General features: G+C 50.7%; 11 protein-coding genes. 7 read left to right on the forward strand and 4 right to left on the reverse strand.

Going from position 1 to position 9,153, the window contains the following annotated elements; translation table 11 throughout:
- Positions 1–799 (forward strand): methyl-accepting chemotaxis protein (locus tag BZJ17_RS16455; RefSeq protein ID WP_241836836.1); only part of this gene is annotated, 799 nt, incomplete at its 5' end.
- Positions 800–853: 54 nt separating this feature from the next.
- Here the strand turns inward: BZJ17_RS16455 and epmA are convergent.
- Positions 854–1,831 (reverse strand): elongation factor P--(R)-beta-lysine ligase, encoded by a 978-nt coding sequence (gene epmA / locus BZJ17_RS16460; RefSeq protein WP_077641453.1) that lies wholly within the window; start codon positions 1,829–1,831, stop codon positions 854–856.
- A 310-nt stretch (positions 1,832–2,141) separates the two neighbouring features.
- On the opposite strand from epmA, the gene frdA reads away from it, so the two are divergent.
- The 4 genes from frdA to frdD are packed head-to-tail and all read left to right on the forward strand — an operon-like array spanning position 2,142 to position 5,450.
- Positions 2,142–3,947: a fumarate reductase (quinol) flavoprotein subunit gene (frdA, locus tag BZJ17_RS16465; protein WP_077641460.1), complete on the forward strand. Its 1,806-nt coding sequence runs from the start codon at positions 2,142–2,144 to the stop codon at positions 3,945–3,947.
- Positions 3,944–4,699: a succinate dehydrogenase/fumarate reductase iron-sulfur subunit gene (locus BZJ17_RS16470; protein WP_069589731.1), complete on the forward strand. Its 756-nt coding sequence runs from the start codon at positions 3,944–3,946 to the stop codon at positions 4,697–4,699. Before frdA ends, BZJ17_RS16470 begins: the two co-directional genes overlap by 4 nt.
- The gene (frdC, locus tag BZJ17_RS16475; RefSeq protein ID WP_077641454.1) at positions 4,696–5,079 is read left to right on the forward strand and encodes a fumarate reductase subunit FrdC; all 384 of its coding nucleotides are present in this window, start codon (positions 4,696–4,698) and stop codon (positions 5,077–5,079) included. The genes BZJ17_RS16470 and frdC overlap by 4 nt, the downstream gene beginning before the upstream one ends.
- Positions 5,080–5,087: 8 nt before the next feature.
- Entirely contained in the window at positions 5,088–5,450 is a 363-nt protein-coding gene (gene frdD, locus BZJ17_RS16480) for a fumarate reductase subunit FrdD (RefSeq protein WP_077458292.1), read from the forward strand.
- A 69-nt stretch (positions 5,451–5,519) separates the two neighbouring features.
- Here frdD and efp read toward each other — a convergent pair whose 3' ends face one another.
- Positions 5,520–6,086: an elongation factor P gene (gene efp / locus BZJ17_RS16485; protein ID WP_069586864.1), complete on the reverse strand. Its 567-nt coding sequence runs from the start codon at positions 6,084–6,086 to the stop codon at positions 5,520–5,522.
- Between the two features lie 33 nt (positions 6,087–6,119).
- Here efp and epmB point away from each other — a divergent pair, with 33 nt between their 5' ends.
- Entirely contained in the window at positions 6,120–7,094 is a 975-nt protein-coding gene (gene epmB / locus BZJ17_RS16490) for an EF-P beta-lysylation protein EpmB (RefSeq protein ID WP_077641455.1), read from the forward strand.
- Positions 7,095–7,230: 136 nt separating this feature from the next.
- Positions 7,231–7,719, forward strand: coding sequence for a GNAT family N-acetyltransferase (locus BZJ17_RS16495; protein ID WP_077641456.1), 489 nt, complete (start codon positions 7,231–7,233; stop codon positions 7,717–7,719).
- Here the strand turns inward: BZJ17_RS16495 and BZJ17_RS16500 are convergent.
- On the reverse strand, positions 7,716–8,357 hold the full coding sequence (locus BZJ17_RS16500) for a flavin reductase (protein ID WP_077641457.1): 642 nt from the start codon (positions 8,355–8,357) through the stop codon (positions 7,716–7,718). The two genes, BZJ17_RS16495 and BZJ17_RS16500, sit on opposite strands and share 4 nt — an antisense overlap.
- A gap of 8 nt (positions 8,358–8,365) precedes the next feature.
- A complete protein-coding gene (locus tag BZJ17_RS16505; protein ID WP_077641458.1) occupies positions 8,366–8,746 on the reverse strand; it encodes a DUF393 domain-containing protein in 381 nt (126 codons plus the stop codon).
- Between the last annotated feature and the right edge of the window lie 407 nt (positions 8,747–9,153).

Genomic DNA, 9,153 nt, shown 5'->3' on the forward strand with positions numbered 1-9,153 from the left:
GTTGATAAGCAGCAAAATGATGTTGACCAGATTGCCACGGCTAGTTGATAAGCAGCAAAATGATGTTGACCAGATTGCCACGGCTATCCATGAGATGTCAGCAACCGCCAATGAAGTGGCCAGTCACGCTGAAGATACCGCTACCTCCGCCCAACAAGCCGAACAATCGTGCCAAGAAGGGTTAAGTGTGGTAAGCGATAACCGAAATGCGATCACCCAATTGGCCGATCAAGTGGAGCGGGCCACCAATGTCATTCGTGAATTGGATGAAAATGCTCAGAGCATCAACCAAATCATTGCGACCATTCAAGGTGTAGCGGAACAGACCAACTTGTTAGCATTGAACGCCGCCATCGAAGCAGCACGCGCGGGTGAGCAAGGGCGTGGATTTGCCGTTGTGGCCGATGAAGTGCGAGTGCTCAGCCAGCGCACCCATGACTCGACCGAAGAAATTCGCAACATGATTGAGACCTTGCAGCACACCACCCAACGTGCGGTGGATGACATGATGCAAAGTAATAATATGGCGACATCGAGTGTTGAGCGGGCAGAAGCGGCCAGCGAGCGACTCAATCAGATCACCACAGCAATCAGTACGATTTCTGAAATGGCGATCCAAATTGCCAGCGCCGCGGAAGAGCAACGTGCGGTGACTGACGATATCAACCGCAACACCCAAGCGGTGAAAGATCTCTCCTACGAGATCCACCAACAAGCAAGTGCAACCGGGGACCAAGGCGAAAGCATGGCGCAAGCAGCACGTGACATGCACCAAGACCTGTCAAAATTTAAAGTCTAGGTGAATGCCCTTTCCTTTCAAACGCCACCGCAAGGTGGCGTTTTTCTTACGGCGCTACGCGCGTGAGACAGGAAACGCGGTCACAGCATCAATGTGATCACAACCGAGCGCGAGCATCACAAGGCGATCGATCCCTAGCGCGACCCCAGCACAATCCGGCAGCCCCGCTTCCAAGGCGGCGAGTAAGTATTGATCGATAGGTTGTGGGCGCAAACCTCTTGCCACTCGCATCGCATTGTCCGCCTCAAAGCGGCGGCGCTGCTCCTGCGCATCTTGAAGTTCATAGAACCCATTGGCGAGTTCAATGCCTTGAAAATACACCTCAAAGCGGTGTGCAACACGTGGATCCGCCTCACTGATTTTGGCTAACGCGGCTTGAGATGCCGGAAAGTCGTAAACAAAAGCCGGCGCCTGCTGACCAATATTCGGCTCAACCATCACCGTGAAAAGCAGTTGCAATAAGGTGTCTTTGTCGGTTTCAGCCTGAGTGATATCGGCAAGCCCTTGGGTGGCTGCAAGGGCTCGCAACTGATCAATATCCGCGCGTAATGGACAAAGTCCAGTGCATGATTGAAAAGCCGCTTGATAGCTCATTCGCGTCGCACCTTGGCACCTGAGTACCGCTTGCAACAGCGCATCCATTTCATCCATCAACTGGTGATGATCAAAATCCGGTCGATACCACTCGAGCATGGTAAATTCTGGATTGTGATAACGCCCCGCCTCTTCATTACGAAACGCCTTACTGATTTGATAAATGGCGCCGCTACCCGCCGCCAGTAATCGTTTCATATGAAATTCTGGGCTGGTCATCAAATACAAGGGTAACCCCTTGGCAAAGCCAGGGCCGACCAGCGAGGTGGAAAAACTGTGTAGGTGCACATCCGTCACCGCCGCTTGGCTCAACGCTGGGGTATCGACTTCCCATACTGCGCGCTCAGCAAAAAATTGACGAATGCGGGCAATAATGGCCGATCGTTTTTTCAACTGTGTCATTGAGGCCGTTGGCTGCCATGAACAGGCTTGAGTCATGATATCAATCTCTCATTGCGCGAATGGCGTCAGTCTAGCGTCACGCTGGCGAATAACAACCAGTACGCCAAGATGAAGCACGGCGTAAACGTGGCACTGTGCGCATTCTGTTTGTAAGAGAACGCTGTTTTTTCATAGCTCGCCGACACTTAACGACCCACCTCACAGTTTTATGCAATTTAACTCCCATGCCCGCAAAATCGCTGCAATTCCCCAACTGAATCAATTTTTACTCGGTGAGGATTGCCTACTATGTCGGCAGAACAATAAACAAGCCAAGCACTGGCTTTCCCTACACTGGAGGATGAACGTGCAGACCATCACCACAGATATTGCAGTTATTGGCGCCGGCGGCGCTGGACTGCGCACCGCCATTGCGGCCGCTGAGGCGGATCCGTCTCTCAATATTGCCCTGGTGTCCAAGGTCTACCCGATGCGCTCACACACTGTGGCTGCAGAGGGTGGCTCGGCTGCCGTCATCAAGGATGAAGACAGCCTAGACAACCATTTTAATGACACCGTTAGCGGCGGTGACTGGCTGTGCGAGCAGGACGTTGTGGACTACTTCGTCAAGCACTGCCCAGAAGAGATGATCCAATTAGAGCAATGGGGTTGCCCTTGGAGCCGTAAAGACGATGGCAGCATCAATGTTCGCCGTTTTGGCGGCATGAAAGTCGAGCGTACATGGTTTGCCGCCGATAAAACTGGCTTCCATATGCTTCACACCTTGTTCCAAACCTCGATTAAATACCCACAAATTCAGCGGTTAGATGAATACTTCGTGGTCGACTTAATCGTGGATGATGGCCAAATCCAAGGCCTCATTGCCCTGCATATGGCAGAAGGTGAACTGGTCTGCATTAAAGCCAAATCTGTGGTGCTCGCCACCGGCGGTGCTGGCCGTGTGTACAGCTGTAATACCAATGGTGGCATCGTCACCGGTGATGGCATGGCGATGGCTTATCGCCACGGTATTCCATTACGTGATATGGAGTTTGTGCAGTATCACCCCACAGGCTTGCCCGGCACTGGCATCTTGATGACCGAAGGCTGTCGCGGTGAAGGGGGAATTATTGTCAACAAAAATGGTTATCGCTATTTGCAAGATTATGGCCTTGGCCCAGAGACACCCGTGGGCGAGCCAAAAAACAAATATATGGAGTTGGGACCGCGCGATAAAGTCTCTCAAGCCTTTTGGCACGAGCAACAAAAAGGGAACACCATCAAGCATCCATTAGGTGATGTGGTGCACCTTGATTTGCGTCACTTAGGTGAAGACTTCTTACAAGAGCGGTTGCCGTTTATTTGTGAATTAGCCAAAGCGTACGTCAACGTCGATCCGGCCAAAGAGCCAATCCCAATTCGTCCGACCGTCCACTACACCATGGGGGGCATAGAAACCAATGCCCAGACCGAAACCCGCGTAAAAGGACTCTTTGCAGTGGGCGAATGCTCCTCCGTCGGCCTACACGGCGCCAATCGCTTAGGATCGAATTCACTGGCTGAGCTGGCCGTATTTGGTCGACTCGCCGGAGAAGGTGCCGCACAACGTACGCGTGAGTTTACGGGGTGGAATCAAGCGGCGATCGATGCCCAGATCCAAGACGTTAAAGCACGCATTGATAAGCTCTTGAGCCATCAAGGCGAAGAAAACTGGGCAGATATTCGCAAAGAGCTGGGGGATACCATGGAAGCCGGCTGTGGTATTTATCGTCGCGAAGATCTAATGCAAGCCACGATTGATAAAATCGCCGAACTGAAAGCTCGCTATCAACAGATCAGCATCCAAGATCAAGGCAGTGTGTTTAACACCGACTTGTTGTATGCCATCGAAGTAGGTTACGGGCTCGAAGTGGCCCAAGCCATGGCGCATTCTGCCATTCAGCGACGCGAGTCTCGTGGCGCCCATCAACGCCTTGATGATGGCTGCACAACCCGTGATGATGACAACTACCTCAAGCACACCTTGGCATTTTACCAACCCGAGGGTGGCCCGCGGATTGATTACAGTGACGTGAAAATCACCAAGTCTCAACCGAAAGACCGCTTGTATGGTGATGCTGCGGAGCAGGCTCAAGCGGCCAGTGAGGGGCAACAAGAGGAGCAAGCACAATGACGCAAGCTACCTATAGAGTTTCTATCCTTCGCTACGATCCCGCAAAAGATGATGCACCTTACGCGCAGGAGTTTGTCGTCCCCGGAGACGACACCTTCTCTGTGCTTGATGCGCTGGGCTATATCAAAGACAATCTCGACAAGTCATTGGCTTATCGCTGGTCATGTCGCATGGCCATTTGCGGCTCGTGCGGCATGATGGTCAATGGCGTGCCTAAACTCGCGTGTAAGGCTTTTTTACGCGATTACCCGAACGGCGTACTGATTGAGCCGCTAGCAAACTTTGCTATCGAAAAAGACTTGATTGTCGACATGACGCCATTTATTGAGCGCTTGGAAGCGATCAAACCTTATATTCTCGGCAACGACCGTCGTCCTGAAGATGGTCCTAACACACAAACCCCAGAGCAGATGGCGCGCTACAAGCAATTTGCCGCCTGCATTAACTGTGGTTTATGTTACGCCGCTTGCCCGCAGTTTGGTCTCAATCCAGACTTCCTCGGCCCAGCCGCACTGACCCTCGCCCATCGCTATAACCTCGATAGCCGAGATGGGGGACAACATGAGCGTATGCCACTGATAAACAGCGATAACGGAGCATGGGGATGTACCTTTGTGGGCTACTGCTCAAAAGTCTGCCCGAAAGGTGTCGATCCGGCGGGCGCGGTCAACCAAGGCAAGGTTGCTTCTACCCAAGATATGGTGATCGCCATGTTTAACCCCAATAAAGAAGGCAAGGAGATAACAGGATGAGTAACCGTAAACCTTATATGCGGCCCATGCCTCGTACTTGGTGGCTGCATCATCCGTTTTATCGCTTTTATATGGTGCGCGAGGCCACGGTACTGCCTTTGGTCTTTTTCACACTGAGCCTCACTGCGGGTTTGATTTGTCTCGTACAAGGCCCTCAAGCGTGGCAAGGCTGGCTGGATTATATGGCCCACCCTGTGGTGATCATATTAAACTTGATCGCCCTAGCGGCTAGCCTGTTTCATGCCACGACATTTTTTAGCATGATGCCGCAGGTCATGCCGATTCGTATCAAAGGAAAATTGCTCGACGGCAAGTGGGTGATTGGGGCGCAATGGGGAGCCGTTGCAGTAATTTCGTTGTTGGCCTTGGTGCTCATTTAGGAGGCGTTATGATTGATTTAAAACCTAAGCGCTCCGACGAGCCAGTATGGTGGAGCCTGTTTGGTGCAGGCGGTACATGGTTTGCCATGTTCACGCCGATTACTGTCTTGATTTTGGGTGTTTTAATTCCACTTGGGATCATCGACCCATCCGCCCTAAGTTACGAACGTGTGATGATGTTCGCGGAGCACTGGTTAGGTAAGTTGCTGATCTTGGCGACCCTTGCCTTACCGATGTGGCATGCCATGCATCGCATCCATCATGGCTTACATGATCTTAAGCTGCACGTGGGACTGGCTGGAAAAGTGGTTTGCTATGCCATCGCCTTTGCCGTCAGTGTCGCTGCTGCGCTACTCGTCCTTGTCGTATAGCATCTAAGCACACAAAAAAGCCCTGAGCCATGTCGGTCAGGGCTTTTTATCGGACATTCGAAATGCCAATTATTTTACGCGGCTTACATACTCACCCGAGCGCGTATCCACCTTGATGACTTCACCGATTTGAATAAACAAAGGCACACGAACAACGGCCCCTGTGATCAGTGTCGCGGGTTTACCGCCAGTACCTTGGGTATCCCCTTTTAGGCCCGGATCGGTTTCAGTCACTTCAAGTTCGACGAAGTTAGGTGGGGTAACCACGATTGGGTCACCATTCCACAACGTGAGTGTACAGGTGTTGTTTTCAACTAACCATTTGACGTTATCACCCACTGCACTCTCGTTGGCAGCGATTTGCTCAAAGGTTTCGTTGTTCATGAAGTGATAGAACTCACCATCTGTGTAGAGGTAGTCCATTTCCACATCGATCACATCGGCAGCTTCAACGCTGTCACCTGATTTGAATGTTTTCTCTAGAACCTTACCGGAAATCAGCTTACGGATTTTAACCCGGTTGAAGGCTTGGCCTTTACCCGGCTTCACGAACTCATTTTCGGTAATGACACACGGCTCGTTATCGAGCATAATTTTCAATCCGCCGCGGAATTCATTGGTGCTGAAAGACGCCATCTTGATCCTCTTAACATCTTCGAGTTTTCACAAATGTCGCACATCATAACCCGAATCCAGCCTGCTGTTGAGCGAAACTGGATCAAAGAACTCGCAGAGGGGATCACAGATCCCAAGGAACTGCTGCAACTGCTTGAAATTTCACCATCCGACTGGGAGGCAGGATTTAGTGCTCGTCGCCTTTTTGCCCAACGTGTGCCACGCAGTTTTGTGGCTAGGATGGAAAAAGGAAACCCTGATGATCCACTGCTAAAGCAAGTCCTCCCCATTGCCGACGAGTTTAATGACGTTGACGGGTTCAGCGCTGACCCACTGGAAGAACAAGACAATGCGATTCCTGGGTTGTTACACAAGTACCACAACCGTGTCTTACTGATCGTTAAAGGAGGCTGTGCAATCAATTGTCGTTATTGCTTCCGTCGCCATTTCCCTTATCAAGACAACAAAGGCAGTAAACGCGTATGGCAAGGGGCGCTGGACTATATCGCCGCCCATCAAGAGATTGATGAAGTGATTTTATCCGGTGGTGACCCGCTGATGGCCAAAGATGAGGAGCTCGATTGGCTCATCAGCGCCATAGAAGACGTAACGCATGTTAAGCGGCTACGCATTCATTCACGGCTACCTGTGGTGATCCCCGCTCGTGTCACCTCTGCGTTTACCGAGCGCTTATCGCGGTCACGTTTACAAGTGGTACTCGTCACCCACATCAACCACGCCAATGAGATTAATGCAGAATTAAGCCACAAACTCCACATGCTGCGACAAGCAGGCATCACGCTGCTTAACCAAAGCGTGCTTCTCAAAGGCGTAAATGACAGTGCGGATGCGTTGGTGGCACTGAGCCAACGGCTGTTTGAGGCTGGCGTTTTGCCTTACTACCTGCATGTATTGGATAAAGTCCAAGGCGCCGCTCACTTTTTAGTCTCAGACGATAAAGCGCGCGCCTTAATGCAAGATATTATCGGCCAGCTTTCCGGCTATTTGGTCCCCCGACTCTGCATTTAGAGTGAATAATCAGTGAGTAAAACCCCGCTTGATCTGCATTTAGAGTGAATAATCAGTGACTTAATTAATATAAGCTGTTGATTTATCTTTGCTTCCATGGCTTATTAGAGAGGAAAGTTCACCACAAGGATGTGTTATGTCTCTGATTATTCGTCAATACCACGCCGACGACATTCCGGCGATACGCGATATCTATGCGCAACCCAAGGCGCAAGCAGGCACCTTACAATTGCCGATGCCAAGCCTCGCCATGTGGGAAAAACGGCTTAATAACGTACCAGATGGCGTATACCCATTGGTTGCCGAGCTGGAGGGTAAAGTGGTCGGTAATCTCAGCTTCGTCATTGCCGCGAATCCTCGCCGTCGCCATGTTGTAGATATTGGCATGGGCGTTCATGATGCCTATCAAGGCCGCGGCATAGGCAGTGCGCTAATGGAAAAAGCGATCGATTTAGCCGAAAACTGGCTGAACGTATCACGGATAGAGCTAACCGTTTACACGGATAATGCGGCTGCGATCCACCTCTATCAAAAATTTGGCTTTGAAATTGAAGGCACCGCCAAACAGTTTGCGTTTCGCAATGGCGAGTTTGTCGATGCCCACTACATGGCGCGTGCCCGCTAATCAAGCCACTCAGGGAAACAATCCGGTTTGGCGTAGCTAAGCCGACCAATGCGTGCGGTACGGTGGTAGCTATCTAAACCGCTAACCGCAACGCTGCCTGCTTGTTCAATATCTACGTAGCCATCATCTTTGACACACGATTCGGGCACATGAACTTCACTGATTTCTCCGATCAGTAAATGTGTACCATTAATTGCCAGCGTATGCTCTTCTCTCAACACTAATCCTAAACGCACCGCAGCTTCTTGCACGTAAGGGGCATTGAAGCGCTCTCGCCATAATGGCGTCAGACCCACTTGATCAAACTCTGAGACATCGTGAGGATAGCGTGCAGATGTTTGATGCGCGGCAGTGAGCATCGCCTCACTCACATGGTTGAGCGTATAAACACCTAACTGACGAATGTTTTCAAGAGAATCCCGGACCACGGTATCAGGTCGGATAACCACTCCCATTAACGCCGGATTCGCGCCTAGGTGAAAAGCAGAGCTAACCATACACAAGTTCGTTTGTCGTTCAGCGTCGCTGGTCCCTAATAAGTTTGCAGACTTAAAGCCTGACAAGCTATTGATAAAGGCTGCGCGATAACGTTTTTCCATGCTCATGATGTCATCATGGCCGAACACACTCAAAGACATAACCTTCCTTATTTTAGTTGGCACTGTTGGCAACGTGCCTGCCCGGTTAATAATGCGGAGATCCGATACCGATGGCGGGCAAAAAACAAATAAGCTTGGTCCGCAAACCAAGCGATCACGGGCCAGCGTAACCAACTCACCCAATACCCCTTGCCTACCGCGTGCCATGCAGCATAAGTTGCGTCTAAACCATACACCATCTGTCCGTGACTATCTTTGGCGTGCAAAATGCGATTAGCGGCTTTGGGATCCACATCGGGGAAACGGGCTGCAAAATCGGGATGATGAATATCTTCCAGTATGAGCTGTTGGTTTTTATCCCAACGTGACAGCTTGCGCATTTCCTTGACGCATAACGGGCACAAACTGTCATAAAATAGCGTCACCATAAACGTCCCTCCTAACCTCGTCTTAATACGCATAACGACATCGGTACGATCAGGTGTTTAGGCCTATCCAGCATGGATAAAACCCACGTCAGCCAGCGATCCAAGTCTTATACGGCCTATTAGGTAATCAAAGATGTAGGAAAAGTGTCGGTTGGTGTCTGTGTGATGAGGATGTTGAATCGAGACGCGCAGGGCTGATACACCCTCAAGATACAAAAAAGCCCCGACCATAAGGTCAGGGCTCTGTATTCTCTTATCAAAGTCTTACGCATATCTGCTTTGATGCTTAAATTGTGTCTGTGTGACGGGAGTTTTGAAGCGAGACGCGCAGTGTACGTCAGTACATGAGCATCGCAGCTATCAAAAATCGCAAGCAACAGTCACAATTTATAATCAAAGCCTGGCGA

The sequence above is a fragment of the Salinivibrio sp. IB574 genome, assembly GCF_001996205.1.
GTDB lineage: Bacteria > Pseudomonadota > Gammaproteobacteria > Enterobacterales > Vibrionaceae > Salinivibrio > Salinivibrio proteolyticus.